The following is a 17,818-nucleotide window of genomic DNA, read 5'->3' as shown; positions in this document are numbered from 1 at the left end:
CGGCACCTCCGGGTGTCAGCGGGTGGACGACAGCGTGAGTTCGATCAGGCGTCGAGAGAGCCGTATAAGTGAAAACAGTTGCGCCAATTGAGGATCGGGGAGCCGCTCAATCCCGATCGCGAGCGCTGGGCGCTCGATCAGTGGCAGGTCGTAGACACCCAGCAGCAGTTGACCAAACAGCGCTGCCGGGAGCTGCTGACGTTGCTCCCAAGCAACGTCGTCCTGCACGCGCAGCAGCGCGCCCAACAGCAGTTGAATACCGGTGCGGTGGGGTGTCGAAGGCGCTGCTGTATCGGGCGCCAACGAGAAGCCCAGGCCTTCCTCCGTGGCGCAGACCATGTGTGGTGCATTGGCGTAGCCGGCCAGTTCGCTGGCCAGTTGCGCGCAGGCGTGGCGCAGTTGCTCCAGATCTTCCAGAGCGGGCGGTATCGGCCAGAGGGCATCTAGTGAATCGGGCAAGCACTGAAGCCCAGCATTGCCGAGATCGGCAGACTGAGCGGGCGGTGGCGCAGTGGGACTATCTATCTGTTCACGGGCGGCGGCGGGAGGCTGCGTCAGGTCTGCCTGTTCTGGCTTCCTGTCAGCAGGTTGCAGAGGGCAGGCCGGTTCCGGTGAGTCGAGCTCTGTGTGGACTTCTGGCTCACTGCTGAAAGTGCTATCGGTGTCTTGGCCCACGCTCAGCGGCGGGGGCAGGGACAGGTCGGGCGTCAGTGGCTGACGTGATGGCTGGCCGCTATCCTGGATCAGCTCCAACGCCAGCAGGCGTGGTGACTGGTCCAAGGATTTCGCCATCTGTGCGAGCAGTTCGTCCTGCAGCTCGGCGGTGTCCAGCTCGGCGGTTGTGCAGTCGAACGTGGACAGCACCTCCAACCATAGCGCGGTGAAATCCAACTGTGTCGCAACGTATCGATTCCACACCGATTCGGCACGTCGACGCAGGCTAAGGGTTCGCTCGATCGAAGGTCTGCCTAAGCCGGCGTACAAGGTCTGCGGGATAGCCGGCAGCAGGTGCTCCAGCGTGTCCAGCATCCGGCTGATGTGCGATTGCGAGATCGGGTAGCCGCCGGCGGATAGTTGCGCCGCCAGTTCGCGTTGACTCAGGCTACTGCCGTCTATCAGCAGCATGTCGCGGAACTTGGCCACGGCCAGTGCACGCTCGATGAAGGTGAGTTGGCCGTGCAGGTCACTTTCGGCCAGATGGCCCAGCAGCGTATGCAGTTCCGACTGCCAGGGGCGAAACAAGCAGTGGATGCGGAAGAAGCGGTCCTCGCGGGTTTCCTGCCACAGCTCACCGAGGATACTCAGGCGGGTGTTGCCACCGTTGCGGATGATGAACTGCGGCTCACCGGGTCTGCGTGTGATGGATGGGGGCTGATCCAGGCCGCGGTCGCGGATGGAGGCCTTCAATTCCTCGTATAACGGGTTACGGATGAAGCGCGGGTTGTGCTCGTAGGGCCGCAGTTGCTCCAGGGTCACGACCATCGGTGTATCGCAGTCGGGATCGGTGGGCGGCAGCTGTGTTGCCCGCTGTGGGAAGTGCCCGTGCTGGAGCTGGCGCGTGATGTCTTCGGAGGTTGGCGGTTTCATGAACTTGCCCTTGATCTGTCAATGCAGACGGACTGCCCAGGCCTTTCCGATCGGCCGCGTGAGTGAGGCAGCGAGGGATGAACGTGGCACTAAGCTGGTCGGCCGGTGATGCATTCCACTGAGGCAACGCTGTTGGGATAAGAGCGCGCACGGATCCTGGTCTGGGCCAGTCGCTGCTCCCACTCAGGGAACAGTTCATTGGCCAGTGCCCGCATGACATCGGCCGCGCAGCGACTGCGCGATCGAGGGGCGGCTTTCGACTCGACCCGATGCACCGGCAGTCCCAATGACGCGGCATTGAGGTACGCGACGCGATCGGGAATCACCGTGTTGCAGACGCTGACATGCGGGTCGGCGGCAAAGGTGTTGCGCAGGCTCTGCATGATCAGGCAGGTGTCCCGCCGATTGGCGTTCACCTGATTGAGCAGCAGTTTCACCGGGGGCAAGTCCACGCCAAGGTAGCGGTAGGGTTCCAGCTCTTCGAACAGGCCGAGCGTGCCGCGGCGCAGTTCGCGTGCCGCGAGCATTTCCGGTGGCAACGGGCATAGCGCACAATCGGAGGCGAGGATGGCCATCTCTACGACCACGCTGCGTGCCCCCTGGGTGTCGACGATGAGCACATCGTAGCGATCAGCGAACGCTGGCAGCAGGTTGCGCAGGCGCAGTCGGCCATCAGGCGCGTGCAGCAGTACGGTGCCCAGGTGCCCGGCGCGGTCATTGGAAACGATCAGTTCAAGCCGTGGGATGGCGGTTTCGGAAATGATCTGTTCGGCAACCGTGAGCCGCTGCGAGATCAGTTCGTAGCTGCCCGCTTCACGGGATTCGCACAGGGCGTAGTAGCTGGACAACGTCGGTTGACTGTCCAGGTCGAGCAGCAGCACCTGCAAGCCGGCGTCGGCAAGTAGGCCGCCGAGGTTAGCGGCAACCGTGGTCTTGCCGGCGCCACCCTTGGTTGAGATCAGTGAAAGGACTTTCATGGCACTACTCCCGAACAGACAGGCGATCCTGAACCCACTGCTCGATCTCCAGCGAGTCCCAACCCACCGCGCGCGTGCCGATGCGTCGACATTGCGGGAATAGTCCGGCCTTCATCAGGTTGTAGATATGTGAGCGTTTGAAGCCGGTTTTCTGTTCCACCTCATCGCGGCGCATGATGTGGCGATCGGCGGAAGCTGGGGCAGGGCTGGCAGGTTGCATGGTGTCACTCCTTAGCGCCATGTGGCGCCCAGTGGGATGTGACTGTCAGTGAAGGCCGGTTGGTTTAGAAAATCATTGCCAGGCAATGGCGGTCATTGCCTGGCAATTCGGTGTTCTGCCTCTACCGCCTGGGCTAACAGACGGCGAGCCTGTGCAAATTTCCGATCAAGGGTGCGTTTGCTCAACCCAGCAATACCGGGGAACAGGGTAGTGATGGCATCGACTACCGCAGTCTGGGTTTTGTAGATTGATCGCGGTTGGCCGCTTTTCGACTTTTCCAGCATGACCGCGAGCAGGGCGCCAATAATCGTGTGGTGCACCTTGGTGGATGCCTCGGATGCAGGCCCAGCTGCCACAAACTGTGATGCCAATTCGTGCTCTTGCGCTTTATAGGCAGCCATCTCTTCGACGAGCGAATCAAAAGCCTGATGCATTTTTTCGTATTCGCGCGCGTAAAAGTCTCGCTCGGCTTGCACAGCCATAAAAACGCTGAGATTCACGCACTCTAGGTGGTCGGTGTTCTTGGGGAATAGAAACGAGGGTTTATCTTCAGGGTGGTTCAGCGCAAACCACGCCCGCAGATCCGGCCGACGAATAGACCAATACACGCGTTCGGTAGGGTTGCTAGGCGTAATCGGACCTCCTAAGAAGGTTGCCGGTAGCTCGCCGCAGGCTATAGCCTCGTAAATTTGCTCCACATGGAAGTGAAGGAAGGGCCACTGTGGAAAATGCCTGAGTAGCTCACCGGAATGAGAGATCTCGACCTGCAAGATCTCCGCTGTGTGGTCGGTGAGGTCGCACCAAAGGATGGCGGCATCGATAGGGTGATAGCAGCTCCTAACTGAGTCCATGGCTAGCAGCCTCCTGCTGAAAAACCTCCTGATCGCTGGCAGGGGCAACGTTTGCCAGCTTCTGTCAATCATCACTGATTCAAATACGTTTTTTGGATCCAATGGTGATGACCTGAGGTTTTTTAATTGGTTCGGCTTGCTGATTGTGTTCACGACGGGTTTCGACGCGATTAACCAACCTCATCTCTCTCAAAACAGGGGCGGGAGGCGGGGATCTCAACCGGGCCTGGCAACCTTCTAGCTCAGGCTACTCAATAGGTTAGATAACATACGGCTTATCCGACCTTATCGTGGCGTGCAAAGCTTAGGGTCGTCGTACCGCAACTCGATATCTCTGTCACGAGTCAGCAGCCGTTTCCTTGGCCCTGCTAACGTCTTGGTAATCGCTGGCGACCACGCGGTGTGTGGGAGAGTCTGCGAAAAAAATTAGTTGATTTGGATTAATCTCACCCCTGGTTTGATACTGCCAGCGTGCACTCGTCAAGCCAAGGTGGCTGCTGGAAACGCTGAAAACTTAGGAAAGCAGACGAACCTCGGCTGATCCAGAACATGGTTGAAAGGCTTGAGTAAGCACCGCACCCCTGAACTGGGGTGATCGATCACAGATCAGGGATGTCAAAAACCCTGAACTTGTGTACATTCATCGGTGCATTTGTAAGAGGTTGTCGCTTCATGAACTCAGACAAAACCTACGTCACGCGTCGGTTGGCGCTTGATGGTGCTGTGAACTTTCGTGATATGGGGGGGTATGAGGCTTCTTGTGGGCGTCAGATCAAAGGTGGGGTGTTATATCGTTCTGATTCGCTGGCTGAGCTAACAGCCAAGGATATGTCGGCAATCCAGGCTTTGAGGCTTCGTTCTGTAATCGATCTGCGACATAACAGCGAGCGCCTCGCAAAGCCCAATCGGCTGTTGCCGAGCTGGGGCGGGCGGACTCATGCACTTGGTTTTCTGCCCCACGGTGCTACATGCTTATTCGAAGCTGTGCGTTCTCGCAGTATTGATGCAGCCCAAGCCCGAGAATCACTATGCTCGATGTATAGGCATTTACCAACCACACAGTGCAAGCATTTTGCTCAAGTCTTACAAGTTTTGCTACAGGAACACAGTTATCCAGCCCTCATCCACTGTACAAGCGGTAAGGACCGTACCGGTTTTGCCATTGCCGTGGTATTGATGGCACTCGGAGTATCCCGAGAAACTATCATGCAAGACTATCTTCTTACCAATGACTACCGCCGTGACTTGTCATTTATGTTGGGTGAGGAAGTGGAGCCTGAAGTTATGGCTATTATAAAATCTGCATCTGCGGAGTATCTGCAGGCTGCGTTCGACGTCATTGATCGCGTATATGGGAGCAGTGAACTATTTTTGCTGGGCGGTCTAGGTCTTACCTTTGCTGATCTACGGCGGTTGGAACGTTTTTTGCTGGCGTGATACGAAATGATAGGAACCTTGAAGGTAAATGCTTAGTTTAAGATCTTGGCAAGCCCCATCCTATATTCAATTTTGCAGCGTGCTGAAGCGCAACATTACGTAGGTAGGATCACGCCTGTTACCACGTTCTCCCCAGGCAAACTGATCCAGTGGAATCGCTGCGGCAGTATCATCCCAAGTCTCAACTTTGGTCCAGTCTAATACTACAGTGCGCTCTTCAATCTTCCATAAACCTTCACGCTTGGACAGCCTGTCAACATAGCGTGCACCCATGACATCTGCTTTGGGTGGGTTGGTATTGCGACGTACCAGCGTGACGGTCACGTATGCTTCCGACCGCGCGATGCCGTCTTCAGTAATGTCGATCAGGACATTTCCCAGAGAGTGCATGGTGGCAGTGTTGGCTTCCATCAGCCGCTGTACAACGAAGTCGGCGAACTCCCACCCCGGACCAGCCCAATACCCATGATCATCATAGCTGTCCGGATGGTAGGCGGAACGGACCAGTTCGACATCACAGCGATCGACGCCACGGCAGTAGGTCGCGAGCACTTCATAGATTTGTTGCTTGTCCAATAATGATTGGAATTCAGCTTGCATGCATGACCTCCTGTTGTCCTGTTACATCAATCAGTAACTTTCCCGCTACCTCTCGCGAGAGGAGTGCAGTCAGAGCGTCAGGTACCCTTGTGAGTGGGTAGCGCCCGGCAATATGAGGCGTGATCTTGCCGGTGTCGATCAACGTGGCCAACGCTCGGAAGTTTTGCTCATTGAGGTCGGGTGAGCGAGCAAGGAACTGCCCCCAGTACACTCCGATGACTTGATAGCCTTTGAGAAGGGGAAGGTTCATTGATAACTGGGGGATTTCTCCGCTGGTAAAGCCGACAATCAGCAACCGTCCGCCCCAGTTCATCGAACGTGACATAGCATGGAACGCCTGACCACCCAACATATCGATGCATACATCGGCCCCTCGGCCATCAGTGGCCTGCAGTACGCCGTTGCGTATGTCTTCGTCGTCGTAAGCGATGACATGATCTGCCCCCTTTGTCTGGGCGGGCAAGGCACGCTGGTGTGTGCGGCAAACGGCAATGACGTTCGCTCCCAGGGCTTTGCCTAACTCAACCGCAGCGAGCCCGACGCCACCTGAGGCTCCCAACACAACAAGCGTTTCTCCGGCTTGTAGATTCGCGCGCTGGACCAAGGCATGAAACGCAGTGCCGTAGGCGACAAACAGCGCTGCCGCAGAGTGATAGTCCAGTCCATTCGGAATGGGGACTACCTCGTGGGCATTCGCAGCAACCTCCTCGGCGAACGCTCCATAGCCTTTGCTCGCTAGTGCCATCACTCGTTGACCTACGGCTATGTTGGTAACGGTTGGCCCCGTTTCGATGACCTTGCCAGTCACTTCGAATCCAGGGGTGAAAGGTAGTGGCGGCTTGACTTGGTATTCACCCTTGATAATCAAGCTGTCCGGAAAATTGATACCTGCAACCGCGACCTGGATGCGCACCTCGTTATCAGCCAGCACGGGCGTTTGGACCGTTGCTAGGCGCAGGTCGTGTGGTTGACCATACTGCGCACAAACGATGGCCGACATCGACGTTTTCATGCTCATGGAGTCTCCTCACTGCGTAGACATCACGGGACGGCTGCGATGATCAAAATGAATAGTTTCTGAGTTCACGCGCGATCACCAAGCGTTGGATTTCGCTTGAGCCCTCATAGATCTGCGTGATGCGTGCATCGCGGTAGTACCGCTCAACCGGGTAGTCTTCAAGGTAGCCATAGCCTCCATGGATCTGCACAGCGTGAGAGCAAACCCGCTCGGCCATTTCCGAGGCAAAGAGCTTTGCCTGTGAGGCTTGTGTAAGGCACGGAAGGCCGGCAGATTTTAGACGCGCCGCGTGCAACACGAGTAATCGAGCCGCGTTGATTTGCATATGCATGTCAGCGAGCATGTTGGCAATACTTTGATGCTCGACAATGGCTTTACCGAATTGAGAGCGTTCGCGGGCGTAGAGCAGGGCTGCTTCAAAGGCTGCACGGGCAACTCCCAGTGCTTGTGCACCTATACCAATCCTGCCGCCTTCTAGGTTCGATAATGCTATGGCCAAACCTTTACCTCGGCTCCCAAGCAGGTTGCCGTGGTCAATCCTGCAATCAGTCAAAGTCACCGCACAGGTGTCAGAAGCGCGAATTCCTAGCTTGTGTTCAGTACGGTCTACCACGAAACCAGGCGTATCAGTTGGCACGAGAAACGCCGATAGCCCCTTTTTGCCAAGTTCTGGGTCGGTCACAGCAAAAACGATGGCCAGCTTGGCGCGCCGCCCATTGCTCACGAATTGCTTGGCTCCATTGAGGACCCATTGATGACCTTGTAGCTCTGCACGGGTACGCAGGTTGTGAGCCTCAGAGCCTGCGTGGGGTTCGGTCAGACAGAAGCACCCAATGGCTTTGCCTGTCGCCAGCGCATTCAGCCAGGTTTCTTTCTGTGCCGTGCTGCCGTAGTTGAGTATTGGGCCGCATCCTACGGAATTGTGAATGCTCATGAGAGCACCGGTGGCTGCGTCACCTGCAGAGACTTCTTCCACCGCAAGGGCATAGGCGACATAGTCAACGTAAGTACCGCCCCACTGTTCTGGCACAACCATGCCCAGCAGGCCCAGATCCCCCATCTGGGCTACCAAGTCATCGGGTATCCATCCGTCCTTTTCCATGCGCTGGGCATTTGGGGCAATTTCGCCGCGCGCAAATGCCTTTGCCATGTCGCGAATCATCCGTTGATCTTCACTCAGTTCCAGGTCATGCATGTGAGGTATCCCTTGATATGAGCATGAATGGCCATTCAGCACGGGAGTGCGTGGTTAGGCTCGAGTGCTGAGAACATCTGAACCTGAAGGGCCGATCTGGTTGCGAGTGCTGGCGAGATTGGATTAATAAGGCGCACTCACACCAGCACTTTTACGATGATCAGCAGTGCTTAAAGCGGGCAGGGCGTTTCTCAACGAATGCGCGCATGCCTTCTTTCTGATCCTGGTTTGCAAAAGTCGAATGGAACATCCGTCGCTCAAAACGAACACCTTCAGAAAGCGATGACTCGAAGGCCCGGTTGAGGCTTTCTTTGAGCATCATCACTGCCGGCAGCGAAAGCTCAGCGATCTTGTTGGCCGTTTTCAGAGTTTCTTCGAGCAACGTTTCGACCGGGAAAGTACGAGCGACCAGCCCTGTCTGCTCTGCTTCTGCGGCATTCATCTGCCGCCCGGTCATGCACATCTCCATTGCTTTGGCTTTACCCACAGCCCGACTCAGACGTTGCGTTCCGCCGATCCCAGGAATTACTCCCAGCGTGATTTCAGGTAAGCCAAAACGTGCATTTTCTGCGGCATAGATAAAATCGCACATCAGCGCGACTTCACAGCCTCCGCCAAGGGCGTAGCCTGCCACGGCAGCGATCAACGGCTTGCGGCGGGCGGCGATGCGGTCTGCGGCGGAAAAGAAATCGTCCAAAAAAACCTGTGGGGCGGCGAAATCGGCCATTTCCTTGATATCGGCGCCTGCAGCGAATGCTTTGCTCGAGCCGGTGATCACCATGCAGCCAATTGCCGGATTGTGCTCCAACTCATCCAGCGCCAGATTGATCTCGGCGATAGTCTGCGAGCTCAACGCATTCAGTACAGCGGGGCGGTTCAAAGTGATGAGACCAACACGCCCATGAGTTTCCAACAGCAGGGTTTCAAAATGCATGGTTGCTACTCTCCCATTCAGGGTGTGCCTTTTTATTGTGCGAGGGCTTGCGCTGCAGCGCTCAAATGTCGTGATACGAGAAAAAGCCTTTGCCGGTCTTGCGGCCTAGGTAGCCTGCGTCCACCATTTCTTTGAGCAGAGGAGCAGGGCGGTATTTGGGATCGTTGAATCCACCTTGGAAGCTCTGCATTACAGCGAGTAGAGTGTCCAACCCGATCAAGTCCGCCAAGGCCAACGGCCCGATAGGCTGGTTACACCCCAGCCGCATGCCTAGATCGATTTCCTCTGCAGTGGCAAGCCCTTCCTGAAGCGCAAAAACGGCTTCGTTGATCATCGGGCAAAGGATGCGATTGACTGCGAAGCCTGGGCTGTTGCGCGCTGAGATGGCTTGCTTGCCAATGCGCTCTACAACGCGTATAGCGGCCGAATGGGTGGTGTCGGCGGTTTGTAAGCCGCGCACGACTTCAACTAGGGTCATGACGGGCACCGGGTTGAAAAAATGCATCCCGATGACACGCTCAGGGAGATCGACGACTGCCGCCAGCTCGGTAATTGATAACGAAGATGTGTTGGTGGCAATCAGGCACGTAGGGCTGACAACCTGCTCGATCTGCTTGAGAATCTGTTTTTTGACAGGGAGGTTTTCAGTGGCTGCTTCGATGACCAGCTGGGCCGAGCGCATCACACTGTAGTCCATGGACAGCCGAATTCGCTGCATCGCACCAGACATATCGGCGGCGCTGATCTGCTCCTTGCGAAGTTGCCGTTCCAGGTTGCTGGTTAGCGTTGCAAGGCCACTGTCTAAGGCCTGTTGGGTCAGGTCGATCAACGTTACCTGATACCCTGCCAACGCGCAGACTTGCGCAATTCCATTGCCCATCGTACCTGCGCCGATCACTGCGATGTGCTCAATCGTCATCGTTAAAACCTCATGCCCGTTCAAAAATGACTGCGATACCTTGCCCACCACCAATGCACATGGTTGCCAAGGCATAGCGCCCCCCGGTGCGGTGCAGTTCATGGATCGCTTTGGTCGCGATAATTGCCCCAGTGGCACCAACCGGATGCCCCAATGAAATGCCCGATCCATTGGGATTGACTTTGGCTGGGTCGAAGTCCAACTCTTTGGCGACAGCACACGCCTGTGCGGCAAAGGCTTCATTGGACTCAATTACGTCAATGTCGGTAATGCTTAGCCCCGCCCGCTTTAGTGCCAGCTTGGTCGCAGGGATGGGCCCAAGGCCCATAAACTCAGGTTCGACACCTGCATGAGCATGAGCAACCACGCGCGCCATTGGCTTGAGTGCGCTGTTACTCCGCAGTGCAGCGCTGGTTGCAAGCAACAGCGCGGCGGCACCATCGTTCAGCCCTGAGGCATTACCTGGTGTTACCGAACCGTGATCGAGAAACGCCGGCTTCATCCGGCTTAACTGTTCAAGCGAAATGTCACGCGGGTGCTCGTCGATGGCGAACTGGCGTACTGCTTGCCGCTCGTGAATTTCAACTGCGATGATTTGCTCGGTGAAGTGACCGTGCACGATGGCGTGGAGGGCCCGACGCTGACTTTCCATCGCCAGCAAGTCCTGCTCATCCCTGCTGATGCCAAAACGCTGGGCAATATTTTCTGCCGTTATCCCCATGTGCATTTTCTGGAAGGGGTCATGCAGTATGCCAAGCATATAGTCGATGGTTTCAATGTCCCCCATGCGCGCACCCCAACGTGTTTGCGCTTGAACATAAGGTGCGCGGCTCATTGACTCAGCACCGGCAGCAATTGCAACTTCAGTGTCACCGAGCCAGAGACACTGAGCGGCCGAAACCAACGCCTGTAGACCGGAGCCGCAGAGGCGATTCACATTGAAGGCGGGTACCTCTTTCGGCACACCAGCATTGAGCGCCGCTACCCGCGAGAGGTATGCGTCACGGGGCTCAGTGGGGATCACATTTCCCATGACGACGTGACCCACTTGGTGGGGGTCAATGTCCGCTTTCTTTATTGCTGCACTCACGGCGACCGTCGCAAGATCGGATAGCGGTAGATTTTTTAGCGACCCTCCATAACTGCCGATGGCGGTGCGCATGGCGCTGACAACGAATACATCTGGATTATTCATCGTGAGTCCTTATTGCAAGAGCTAGCTAAACCGGCGGTGGTAAAGCGCAGTCATGTGTCAGTGACGCAACGTATGCATGAGGGGGCGCCGGGCAACCGCAAGGTCGTCCACAAAGATGTTGTCGCCTTTGTAGATAGGCAGGCAGCTGTGTTGATCGATTCGAGCGATAAACTGAGCAGCATCGCGGCTGATTTGGATGTCACCGGCTCTGCCTCCATGACTGTCGGCGATGCAGCGACAGATCGATGAACGATATTCGTGGTACACGGCGACTGCGATACGAGAACTCTCGCTGAGGACCCATTCATTCGGCCTGGCGTTAATCAATTGCTCGATCAAATAACCCGTGGTGTAGAGGTCGATTAGGTTCAACCTTCCAACAGGGCTTGCGCAGAGGAAGTCGACGTTTGGCTCTTCATGTGCCAGAAGTCGGGCCACTACCGCAGATGCGTTGAGTAGCGAGGCGGCATACATATACTGAGCACTCGCTGCCAGCTGTATCAAGGCATACGTCCCACTGGTTATTACCCACTGCTGGCCGTGAACCACGGGCCTAAACTGGCCCGATTCATCCCACCCTTTGCAATGGATTAACGGCTCAGTATTGTCGGGGTCTTTAGACCACTGCTGAGCTCTGCGATGGGCATCCAACTCCGAGTGCATCACGTGAACCGCGCTAGCGCCGTGCTCGAGTGCATGGCTGAGCACCGAAGTAGTGCCAATCACGTCAATCAGTACTGCCACATTGACGGACATCCTGCCTGGGTCAACATCTTCGATGCGGAATGTGGTGGTCAGCTTTGGCTTCATAGCGACACCTGATTCAAAAGATGATTAAGCTTGCCTGATCGGGTCACTGCGACAGTGCTTGGGATATGAATCGCAGGACAGCGTTATTGAATGCATCGTTACGGTCACCGGCGACCATATGTCCGGCGCCGCTGACGTTGGTCAGGTCAGCGTGAGGAATCAGGTCAAGCAGTGCCTGTGCCTGAGCGAGGCTTACAACTTCGCTCTCCCGACCACGAACCAGTAAGGTTGGAACCTTGACTTTGCGCGCGGCTGACTCCATACGTTGGGCAAACTGGGGGTTGGGCGAGCGACTGTCGTCTTGCAAAAAACGCGGATCCCAGTGCCAATACAGTCGTCCATCTGTAGCTCGGTTCAGATTTCGAGCTAGGCCTTCAAAGGAGCTTGGTTTCGGCCTGTTCGGGATGAACCGTGAAACTGCTTCGGCTGCTTCTTCCAGGGAGTCAAAGCCTGCGAGGGTGTTTTGCATGAAACTGCGAATGTGCTGGATCCCTGATGGCGACATGCGAGGGACGATGTCCACAAGCACCAACGCTTCAGCAATCGGTGAGTCACTTTCACCTGTCATCAGCAGCGCGGTGGAACCCCCTAAAGAGGCACCTACCAGAACAGGAGGGCGCGATAGAGTGGAAATAATTTGCTTGAGGTCTGCTATCAACGAATCCGTTGAGTAGTCACCTGTGGGCGAGCGTTCGCTGTCCCCGTGTCCTCGACAATCTGGGCATATCACTCGGTAGCCGCGTGCCATTAAGGCAGTAGCGGCTGAACGCCAGGAGTGGCGAGTCTGACCGCCGCCGTGGAGGAGCATCACAGGAGTGCCATTGATGGGCCCGCCCACATCGGCTGTCAGCCTCAGATTTTGCGAACCGGCGAAATACTGGGTGCGCAAACCATGAGGGGTGGCATCAGCTTCCATAGCGCATTTCTCCCTCTACTGGGTACGGCGTTGAATGCCCTTGTGGGCTAACGTAGTCCACCACGTGCAGGTCGAATCCTGAGATGGCGTGATACTTGATAGGGCTACCCATCAGGCGCAATTTGCCGAGCCCTAGCGAACGCAGAATCTGCGAACCGACACCGATCATGAGCGAGCTGCGGTGGTTGGGAATATTACGTTGCCGGGCATGCGGTACATCGCTGCCTACCGACTCAAGGCTTGCGAGCACTTCATCGGCCGATTCGTCCGCAGCCAGTACGACCAATGCTCCACTGCCTGCTCCGGCAATGAACTCCAGGCATCGATGAATATTCCAGCCGCTGCTGCCTGGTACCTGAATGCTCAATGAATCGCGGGCGCACAAGGACTGCTGGACCCGAGCGAGGGTCGGTACTTGCGTAGACAGATTGCCCATGGTCATGGCGAAATGAACGTTGCCATTGATCGTGTCGCGATAACTGTGCAGCGTGAACTCACCGAAATCGGTGGTGACCTTTTGCTGGTTTACATGCTCAATCGTGCTTTCATTGACCACTCGAAAATGGATGAGGTCAGCGATCGTCCCGATTTTTAGACCATGGCGGTCAGCAAAGACTTCAAGTTCAGGGCGGCGCGCCATTTCGCCATCGTCGTTCATGATTTCACAAATGACGGCTGACTCTTCAAAACCGGCTAGGCGGGCCAGGTCGCATGCGGCTTCAGTATGGCCAGCACGGACTAGTACGCCACCAGGTTCGGCGATCAACGGGAAGATATGGCCTGGTTGGACAATATCCCGAGCTGTCGCCCCAATCGCGGCAGCGACCTGTACCGTCCGCGCCCGGTCTGCAGCGGAGATACCCGTAGTAACTCCGCTGGCCGCTTCAATCGAGTTAGTAAACTGAGTGCCATGGCCAGAGCGGTTGTGGCGGACCATGGGGGCGAGACCGAGCTGCTGACTCTTTTTCTGGCTCAGCGGCATGCAGATCAAACCTCTGCCGTAGCGGGCCATGAAGTTAATATCTGCGTCAGTGACGCAAGCGGCCGCCATCACGATATCCCCTTCGTTTTCGCGGTCTTCATCGTCAAGCAGCACCACCATCCTTCCGGCACGAATGTCGGCGATGATTTCGCTAGATGTACTCAGAGGCATAAGAAACTCCTGGCGGTTTCTACTTCAACTGGTGTTCGCTGCCATGGGGCTCGCCACCCGGCCAACGTACGCAGCGCGATTCGGTGAGCGATGTGCCAACGTCTTCCCAAGTCCCAATGTGAATCACTTGGAAACGGCGGCTCGAGAAGCGCCAGATACCGTTTTCACGGACGTAGGTATCGAGGTAGCGAGCGGCACCAAACAAGCTGCGCCCTCCCATCGCCAATTCCAGATGTGCGCCGACCTTTCCGGTGGCGTGATCCTCATTCTGGAATTCGAAAAGCGTCCAGTTCGGCGTATGGATGGTGAGTCCCATGTGGGTGCGCGCTTCGCGAATGAACCCGACAATCCGCTCCGGGCCCAGCAGAGGGGATTGGCCGTGTGCGTGAAAAGTGGCGGTTTCACTGAACAGGGTGGCCAGTGTTGCGAAGTCGTCATCGTCAGAGGCGACGAAATATCGTGCGATGAGGTCCTGAAGGGCCGCCTTGCTTTCAAGGCGTTGTATGCGCAGCTCAAGGTCGGACATGGTGAGATCTCTTGTTTTTTCTGGAGTATGAGCAGGGTAGCATCGTTAGTCAACGCATAAGTTGACTGGCGTTCAGCTGGGGAAATTCCACGTATGGATACAGGATGATAGCTTTCAACAAATCAGTTGACAGCTCAGAAGGCTGGTGCCTAGGATCAACTCGAGCGTTGATTGGTCTCGTCGATCTTAAGGCCTAATGCTGTCATTGCAGGCCTTTGTGGTTGTCGAGGAGGGCTCTCGGCCTCGTGCTGGATGTGCCTTGCAATCCTTGGGAGCGAATAATGAAAATAAGAAAGCGCTGCACGTTTGAAAATCGCAATACATTAGCTGCCGCTGTGACCATGGCAGTTTCTTCACTGGTGTTTCAGGGTTCGGTCCAGGCGTACACCTTTGACACGGGCTCGGATTGGACCACCAATTTGGATACATCCCTGACCTACAACATGGGTTGGCGCGTCGACGGCCGAGACCACAACATCGGAAACGCGCTATCGACTGCCCAGGGCGAATACAAGTTCGACACAGGTGACATGGTCACCAATCGACTTCAGGCCTTGGTGGAGTTTCAGACTGTCTATCAGAACCGGATGGGGATGAGGCTTTCGGGGTCCGTGTGGAAGGACTTTGCTTATGACGATCATGCCGAGACCAATCCCAACCCTGCCTACACGACCGCTTACGACAACAATCGTTACTCGTCCCGGACCAAGAAATATCACATGCGCGGGGCTGAGCTTCTTGATGCGTTTGTCTTCAGTAATTTTGACGTGGGTGAGGTGCCTGTCTATGCCAAGCTTGGTCGTCTGACCCAGCAGTGGGGCAATGCTCTGTTTTTTGGATTTTCGAGCATCTCCTACGGCCAGCACCCCACTGACTTCATCAAGGGTTTCTCCCAGCCAGGTTCTGAAGTCAAAGAGCTGTTCCTACCACGTGCCCAGGCTCTGGTCACCGCAGAACTCAGCCCGCAGTTATCGGTCAGTGCGCAGTACTTCTTTGAATACGCAGCCAACCGATTTCCGGAAGGAGGAACGTATCTGGCGCCTGCTGACATGTTGTACGAAGGCCCTGACAATGCCAGCTTTTTGTTCGGCCCGGGTTTCTCGGCAGGTAAGGCTTATGAGCCCAAGGACATCAGTAATAACTTTGGCGTGAAGGTCGATTGGTCGCCAGAGTGGGCTGGCGGTAATATGGGATTCTACTTTCGTAAGCTTGACGAGACCCAGCCTTGGGCCTTGGCGGAATTTAACCCTCAAGGCGGAGGCAATGTACACCTTTCCTACGCACGAAACGTCAACCTTTACGGCTTTTCTTACGAGAAAACCATTGGTAATACCAGCCTGGGTTTTGAACTCAACCACCGAACCAACACCGCACTGGCCAGCGCATTTACTCGCCCGGATGGGTTAGCGCTTCCTTACCGGGAAGGTGCGCGTGGCGATATTACTAACTTCATCGCCAATGCCTTCGTACAATTGGGCACATCACCGGTCTATGACACAGGCGTGTTACTGGCCGAGATGACTTATACCCACTTGGATAAGGTCACCGAGAACAAGCAATACTACATGGGGCGGGGGTATTCGGCTTGTAATGGCGGTGGGGTCAAGCAGGGCTGTGCCACCAACAGCGCTGTTGCGGTTGCCGTCTTGTTCTCGCCTCAATGGCTACAAGTCTTTCCTTCGATCGATCTCAGCGCGCCGATTTCGGTCACTTACGGTGTAGCGGGAAATCCGGCTTACGCTGCGGGCTCTTTCTACGCACAGGATTCGTTGGTTTACTCAATTGGTATTCGTGCAGACTATCGCCAGACGCAGTCACTAACCCTGGCTTATCAGGACTATTACTGGGATCACCTTGAGTCTGTAGCGGATGCTACACCTGCGGGAAAAAGCTATGCCGGTGGTAACGGCCCGTATAACTTGAATGATAAGGGTTGGGTCTCTTTGACGTATAAAACTTCGTTCTAACAAAGCCTCGTTCTAACAACAAATATAGGTATACGAGAATGTTGAATAACTGGTCATTGCCTCCTAGGTCGTTGGCGTGTGCAATTTTCTGCCTTGGCGTATCGAATGCTTCTCAGGCGGCGGTATCCGAGGCCGAGGCGAAAGCGCTTGGCACTACCCTTACGCGGTTCGGCTCGGAAATGGCAGGAAATGCAGACGGCTCAATTCCGGCCTATACCGGTGGCTTGCAGGCGCCCGCGGGCTACGACGTAGAAAAAAACAAGACCTATCCAAATCCTTACGCCAATGAGAAGCCTCTGTACTCAATCGACGCAAAGAACTTGTCGAAGTACGAAGACATGGTGACGGAAGGCAACAAGGCGATGCTTAGAAAATTTCCAAGCTATCGCCTCGATGTCTATCCCACTCACCGCAGCGTCCGTTACCCCGATGCTATCCAGGAAAACACCGTTAAAAATGCTACCACGGTCGAATTGACCGGCCCAGTAATGGGGGATGGCATGAAAGGCGCTGCTCCCGATGGGCTGCCCTTTGCTGGGGTTCCCTTCCCAATTCCAAAGAATGGCTACGAAGTCATCTGGAATCATAAGCAGTCGTACGCTCCAGCCGTCATGCATCATTTGAGTTCGGCATTCCTGGTTGACCCAAATGGTGGTATTACTGATCTACCGAAAACCAATCAGTATCACCTTCGTCCTTGGTATGACGCAAATAACAAATTGCGCGGAGAAACATTCAACGCCACCACCGGTTTCTCCGCGCGACTGACCACGCCACCTTCCGCGGCAGGGACAGTGTTTCTTAACTACTACTTGCCATCAGGGCAGCAGGAGGTCTGGTTTTATACACCAGGTCAACGCCGCGTTCGTAAAGCGCCCGAATTTGCGTACGACATTCCAATTGCAGCTTATGGCGGTGTACTGACGTGGGATGAGTTGTGGGGGTTCACGGGGCGAACCGATCGCTTTGACTTCAAGTTGGTCGGAAAAAAAGAAATGATCGTGCCTTATAACGTGTTCACCATAACCAATAACGTACCGCTGCGGGGGCAGTTAGGTAAACAGCATGTCAATCCCGATGCGTTGCGTTGGGAAAAGCATCGGGTATGGGTCGTCGAAGCCGATCGTAAAGCTGGCGCGCGCCATGCGTACAAGAAACGCCGCTTTTATATTGATGAAGATTCATGGTGCATTGTTGCCTCAGAGTCTTATGACGATGGCGGTAACCTCTGGCGGGTGGGCAACATGCAAACATTCCCTGCCTACAACGTGGGCGGCACTAACAACGTGGGCTGGATTTTCAACGACCTGATCAAAGGTAATTACTTTGCCGTGAACATGTGGGGCGGCGATGAAGATTCGATTGTGAAGAATTACCCAGGGTCAGAAGGGCTGCGTATTCCAACCACGCCCAGTGCAGTGGCAGCGGGCAGTGTTCGCTGAACACGCGTAAGGCTCAGCAGTGTTTTGGCTGAGAGTGGCCAACGCCGTCGGCACGCGCCGGCGGACGCTGG

The 17,818-nt window shown here is 55.7% G+C and carries 17 protein-coding genes; 3 read left to right on the top strand and 14 right to left on the bottom strand.

Annotated elements, in window-relative coordinates; translation table 11 throughout:
- Positions 1 to 15: 15 nt before the first annotated feature.
- From E8E68_RS08150 to E8E68_RS08135, 4 genes are all read right to left on the bottom strand, one after another.
- Positions 16 to 1,587, bottom strand: a complete 1,572-nt coding sequence (locus E8E68_RS08150; protein WP_280340572.1) for a ParB family protein — start codon at positions 1,585 to 1,587, stop codon at positions 16 to 18.
- An 89-nt stretch (positions 1,588 to 1,676) separates the two neighbouring features.
- Entirely contained in the window at positions 1,677 to 2,564 is an 888-nt protein-coding gene (locus E8E68_RS08145; RefSeq protein ID WP_280340570.1) for a ParA family protein, read from the bottom strand.
- A gap of 4 nt (positions 2,565 to 2,568) precedes the next feature.
- Positions 2,569 to 2,784: an AlpA family transcriptional regulator gene (locus tag E8E68_RS08140; RefSeq protein WP_010799440.1), complete on the bottom strand. Its 216-nt coding sequence runs from the start codon at positions 2,782 to 2,784 to the stop codon at positions 2,569 to 2,571.
- Between the two features lie 92 nt (positions 2,785 to 2,876).
- Positions 2,877 to 3,788 (bottom strand): hypothetical protein, encoded by a 912-nt coding sequence (locus E8E68_RS08135; RefSeq protein WP_280340568.1) that lies wholly within the window; start codon positions 3,786 to 3,788, stop codon positions 2,877 to 2,879.
- 519 nt (positions 3,789 to 4,307) lie between these two features.
- Between E8E68_RS08135 and E8E68_RS08130 the strand changes: the two genes are divergently transcribed.
- A complete protein-coding gene (locus tag E8E68_RS08130; RefSeq protein WP_280340566.1) occupies positions 4,308 to 5,072 on the top strand; it encodes a tyrosine-protein phosphatase in 765 nt (254 codons plus the stop codon).
- Between the two features lie 66 nt (positions 5,073 to 5,138).
- Here E8E68_RS08130 and E8E68_RS08125 read toward each other — a convergent pair whose 3' ends face one another.
- The 10 genes from E8E68_RS08125 to E8E68_RS08080 all read right to left on the bottom strand — a co-directional run bounded on the left by E8E68_RS08125 (position 5,139) and on the right by E8E68_RS08080 (position 14,338).
- The gene (locus tag E8E68_RS08125) at positions 5,139 to 5,672 is read right to left on the bottom strand and encodes a nuclear transport factor 2 family protein (RefSeq protein WP_159266440.1); all 534 of its coding nucleotides are present in this window, start codon (positions 5,670 to 5,672) and stop codon (positions 5,139 to 5,141) included.
- Positions 5,662 to 6,690, bottom strand: coding sequence for an NADPH:quinone oxidoreductase family protein (locus E8E68_RS08120; RefSeq protein ID WP_280340563.1), 1,029 nt, complete (start codon positions 6,688 to 6,690; stop codon positions 5,662 to 5,664). Before E8E68_RS08120 ends, E8E68_RS08125 begins: the two co-directional genes overlap by 11 nt.
- 43 nt (positions 6,691 to 6,733) lie before the next feature.
- Positions 6,734 to 7,885 (bottom strand): acyl-CoA dehydrogenase family protein, encoded by a 1,152-nt coding sequence (locus tag E8E68_RS08115; RefSeq protein ID WP_280340561.1) that lies wholly within the window; start codon positions 7,883 to 7,885, stop codon positions 6,734 to 6,736.
- Between the two features lie 160 nt (positions 7,886 to 8,045).
- A complete protein-coding gene (locus E8E68_RS08110) occupies positions 8,046 to 8,819 on the bottom strand; it encodes an enoyl-CoA hydratase (RefSeq protein ID WP_159266438.1) in 774 nt (257 codons plus the stop codon).
- A 61-nt stretch (positions 8,820 to 8,880) separates the two neighbouring features.
- Entirely contained in the window at positions 8,881 to 9,738 is an 858-nt protein-coding gene (locus E8E68_RS08105; protein ID WP_159266437.1) for a 3-hydroxybutyryl-CoA dehydrogenase, read from the bottom strand.
- A 10-nt stretch (positions 9,739 to 9,748) separates the two neighbouring features.
- Positions 9,749 to 10,933 (bottom strand): beta-ketothiolase BktB, encoded by a 1,185-nt coding sequence (gene bktB / locus E8E68_RS08100; RefSeq protein ID WP_280340559.1) that lies wholly within the window; start codon positions 10,931 to 10,933, stop codon positions 9,749 to 9,751.
- A 57-nt stretch (positions 10,934 to 10,990) separates the two neighbouring features.
- A complete protein-coding gene (locus E8E68_RS08095; RefSeq protein WP_280340557.1) occupies positions 10,991 to 11,743 on the bottom strand; it encodes a 2-phosphosulfolactate phosphatase in 753 nt (250 codons plus the stop codon).
- A 43-nt stretch (positions 11,744 to 11,786) separates the two neighbouring features.
- The gene (locus E8E68_RS08090) at positions 11,787 to 12,659 is read right to left on the bottom strand and encodes an alpha/beta hydrolase (RefSeq protein WP_280340556.1); all 873 of its coding nucleotides are present in this window, start codon (positions 12,657 to 12,659) and stop codon (positions 11,787 to 11,789) included.
- Positions 12,649 to 13,812 (bottom strand): 3,4-dihydroxy-2-butanone-4-phosphate synthase, encoded by a 1,164-nt coding sequence (gene ribB, locus E8E68_RS08085; RefSeq protein WP_280340554.1) that lies wholly within the window; start codon positions 13,810 to 13,812, stop codon positions 12,649 to 12,651. The genes E8E68_RS08090 and ribB overlap by 11 nt, the downstream gene beginning before the upstream one ends.
- Positions 13,813 to 13,831: 19 nt before the next feature.
- Complete coding sequence (locus E8E68_RS08080; RefSeq protein WP_159266432.1) at positions 13,832 to 14,338, bottom strand: nuclear transport factor 2 family protein; 507 nt, start codon at positions 14,336 to 14,338, stop codon at positions 13,832 to 13,834.
- Positions 14,339 to 14,619: 281 nt separating this feature from the next.
- Between E8E68_RS08080 and E8E68_RS08075 the strand changes: the two genes are divergently transcribed.
- Entirely contained in the window at positions 14,620 to 16,305 is a 1,686-nt protein-coding gene (locus E8E68_RS08075) for a DUF1302 family protein (RefSeq protein ID WP_280340552.1), read from the top strand.
- Between the two features lie 38 nt (positions 16,306 to 16,343).
- On the top strand, positions 16,344 to 17,747 hold the full coding sequence (locus E8E68_RS08070; RefSeq protein WP_280340550.1) for a DUF1329 domain-containing protein: 1,404 nt from the start codon (positions 16,344 to 16,346) through the stop codon (positions 17,745 to 17,747).
- The last annotated feature ends 71 nt before the right edge of the window (positions 17,748 to 17,818 follow it).

Origin of the sequence: Pseudomonas sp. BN607 (genome assembly GCF_029871175.1) — a bacterium.
Taxonomy (GTDB): Bacteria; Pseudomonadota; Gammaproteobacteria; order Pseudomonadales; family Pseudomonadaceae; genus Aquipseudomonas.
The sequence above is the reverse complement of the archived record's forward strand: the minus strand, read 5'-3'. Positions and strand labels throughout refer to the sequence as shown.

Excerpts from the sequence above, each read along its gene's own strand:
- E8E68_RS08090 (WP_280340556.1), bottom strand. The coding sequence starts at position 12,659 with ATGGAAGCTGATGCCACCCCTCATGGTTTGCGCACCCAGTATTTCGCC.
- E8E68_RS08105 (WP_159266437.1), bottom strand. The coding sequence starts at position 9,738 with ATGACGATTGAGCACATCGCAGTGATCGGCGCAGGTACGATGGGCAAT.
- E8E68_RS08150 (WP_280340572.1), bottom strand. The coding sequence starts at position 1,587 with ATGAAACCGCCAACCTCCGAAGACATCACGCGCCAGCTCCAGCACGGG.
- E8E68_RS08070 (WP_280340550.1), top strand. The coding sequence starts at position 16,344 with ATGTTGAATAACTGGTCATTGCCTCCTAGGTCGTTGGCGTGTGCAATT.
- E8E68_RS08095 (WP_280340557.1), bottom strand. The coding sequence starts at position 11,743 with ATGAAGCCAAAGCTGACCACCACATTCCGCATCGAAGATGTTGACCCA.
- E8E68_RS08140 (WP_010799440.1), bottom strand. The coding sequence starts at position 2,784 with ATGCAACCTGCCAGCCCTGCCCCAGCTTCCGCCGATCGCCACATCATG.
- E8E68_RS08145 (WP_280340570.1), bottom strand. The coding sequence starts at position 2,564 with ATGAAAGTCCTTTCACTGATCTCAACCAAGGGTGGCGCCGGCAAGACC.
- E8E68_RS08120 (WP_280340563.1), bottom strand. The coding sequence starts at position 6,690 with ATGAGCATGAAAACGTCGATGTCGGCCATCGTTTGTGCGCAGTATGGT.
- E8E68_RS08115 (WP_280340561.1), bottom strand. The coding sequence starts at position 7,885 with ATGCATGACCTGGAACTGAGTGAAGATCAACGGATGATTCGCGACATG.
- E8E68_RS08080 (WP_159266432.1), bottom strand. The coding sequence starts at position 14,338 with ATGTCCGACCTTGAGCTGCGCATACAACGCCTTGAAAGCAAGGCGGCC.
- E8E68_RS08130 (WP_280340566.1), top strand. The coding sequence starts at position 4,308 with ATGAACTCAGACAAAACCTACGTCACGCGTCGGTTGGCGCTTGATGGT.
- bktB (WP_280340559.1), bottom strand. The coding sequence starts at position 10,933 with ATGAATAATCCAGATGTATTCGTTGTCAGCGCCATGCGCACCGCCATC.
- E8E68_RS08110 (WP_159266438.1), bottom strand. The coding sequence starts at position 8,819 with ATGCATTTTGAAACCCTGCTGTTGGAAACTCATGGGCGTGTTGGTCTC.
- ribB (WP_280340554.1), bottom strand. The coding sequence starts at position 13,812 with ATGCCTCTGAGTACATCTAGCGAAATCATCGCCGACATTCGTGCCGGA.
- E8E68_RS08125 (WP_159266440.1), bottom strand. The coding sequence starts at position 5,672 with ATGCAAGCTGAATTCCAATCATTATTGGACAAGCAACAAATCTATGAA.
- E8E68_RS08075 (WP_280340552.1), top strand. The coding sequence starts at position 14,620 with ATGAAAATAAGAAAGCGCTGCACGTTTGAAAATCGCAATACATTAGCT.